Origin of the sequence: Bradyrhizobium sp. NAS80.1, assembly GCF_001908205.1 — a bacterium.
In the GTDB taxonomy this organism is placed as follows: Bacteria; Pseudomonadota; Alphaproteobacteria; order Rhizobiales; family Xanthobacteraceae; genus Bradyrhizobium.
In genome coordinates this window covers 1-1,887 of the sequence record NZ_LGHL01000389.1, presented here as the reverse complement: position 1 = coordinate 1,887, position 1,887 = coordinate 1, and the positions used below count along the sequence as shown (strand labels likewise).

At 60.1% G+C, this 1,887-nt stretch carries 2 protein-coding genes; both read left to right on the top strand.

From position 1 onward, the window contains the following. The first annotated feature begins 466 nt into the window (after positions 1-466). A complete protein-coding gene (locus AC629_RS43710) occupies positions 467-652 on the top strand; it encodes a hypothetical protein (RefSeq protein WP_210419234.1) in 186 nt (61 codons plus the stop codon). Between the two features lie 147 nt (positions 653-799). Continuing rightward, a complete protein-coding gene (locus AC629_RS43705) occupies positions 800-1,414 on the top strand; it encodes a hypothetical protein (RefSeq protein WP_084810760.1) in 615 nt (204 codons plus the stop codon). Positions 1,415-1,887: the final 473 nt, after the last annotated feature.

Sequence of the window (1,887 nt, the reverse complement as noted above, 5' to 3'; positions counted from 1 at the left end):
CTCGCAGCAGATGCAGGACTTCTTGCAGCAGATGCGGGACTTGATGCACCCCCACCGTCCTGCCCTCGGAGTAAGGCCGCCTCAATTGGCGTCCTCTTTCATTCCAAATGTCGCCTGTTGGCCCTTCGCGTCATTTCGCTGCCGCGCAGTAAAGGTGGTCGGTTTCGGAGAAGAGCAGACCTCGAACGGCGGCCGAAACCCGCAGAGTCGGTCGAGAATGACCCATCTGAGACATAGGCTGGATCGAGATCCCGCAGCGCATCGGCCTTCTGCCATAACGAACCGCTGCTGCTCGCGCTTGCAGTCTTGTGGCCAAGCGCTTCGCGCGGCGCATGTGCGGCCTGATCAGGCGATTTCCGCTGCTCCCCCGAAGTTGAACCGCTCGACGACTGCACATTTGACGCCCGCGTCCGTATGACCAGCCCCACAACTCCGCGCGTTGTTTATGCCTCGCTTGCGGCGGCAGGTGACGCTGGTCGGCTCCTGGACATTCTCGAAGCAGGGGCAGGCCGAGTGCGCCGAGTTCGTCGCGGACCAGCGCGTGGACGTGGACCGGCTCTTCACGCACCGCTGGAAGCTTGAGCAGGCAGAGGAGGCTTACCGGCTCTTCGATACGCAGACCACAGGCACGGCCGTCATCCTGCCGTCCTGACACTCAGGGATGCGGGCCCAACGATGCGGCGGTCAGGAGCTTCACCGCCTGCGACATTACCTGCGGTTTGCATGATTTTCGGCCGGAATACTGCGCCGCCGTTGGGGTTAGAGAAATAACGCTGCCCAAAAAATCTGTGAGGTCATCATGGTCGACAAATTCCTCCGTGTGCTCGCAGCCGTAAGCCTCGCCCTCTTCTGCTTTGCACTACCTGCATCCGCCCAGGACACGACGCGCATCCGCGGCATGGTCGAGCGCATCGACGGCCCGGTTTTTGTCGTGAAGACCCGCGACGGATCGGAAGTGAAGCTGACAGTCACCGACAGCCCGCTGTTCGTCGCAATCGTTCCAGCCAAAATGAGCGATATTAAGCCGGGGATGTTCGTCGGCTCAGCGGGGATGATGCAGGAGGACGGGAGTCAAAAGGCGATCGAGGTCCATATCTTCCCCGAATCGATGCGCGGCACTGGTGAGGGACACTACGACTGGGATCTCGTGCCGAAAAGCAAGATGACCAACGGCAACGTCGAGCACGCCGTGACCGGCGTGGACGGACCGGTGCTGTCGGTCAAGTACAAAGACGGCGAGAAGAAACTTGTCGTGACGCCGCAAACGGTGGTGGTGACGTACGAAATGGGGAAGCGGGACGAAATCCTGCCAGGCACCAAGATCTTTGTCGCCGCCGCCAAGAAGCAGGCCGACGGTACATTTCAAACGCCGAGGATTACCTATGGCAGAAACGGCGAGGGCCCAGCTTTCTGAACCAGGGGGGCTGAACGCGAGCATCCACTGAGTCTTGCGTGGTCGCACTACCTCACGACAGAAGGAACACTCAATCTTGTCTTGCCGGCTTCGTTGTTGGCGCGTGTCGATGAGATGATCGAACGATCATGCTGTTACTGCGGCGCACAGGTCCGTTGTTGGCCCTTCGCGACATATGCACAGCCATACGACCCTGGTCGCTAACGGGGCATAGCGGAAATCATCAGGCCGCCGTCTATCGCAGCAGACGACATTCGTGACCCGAAGCGGGCGCCGTTGGTGGAGCGCGAGCCAACGGTATTGATTTAGATCAAAACCGGTAATTCGCGCCGAAATCCAAAATGCGCTCCTAGACCCAAAGCTCAGCTGGGTGGCGCGCTGCCGGCCCATGCGATCCCAGGATCATCCGGCTTTTGGACGGTATAGCCAAACTACGTCGAGTACCCGCCGCGGCAGAAACCGGAGAGTTTCTC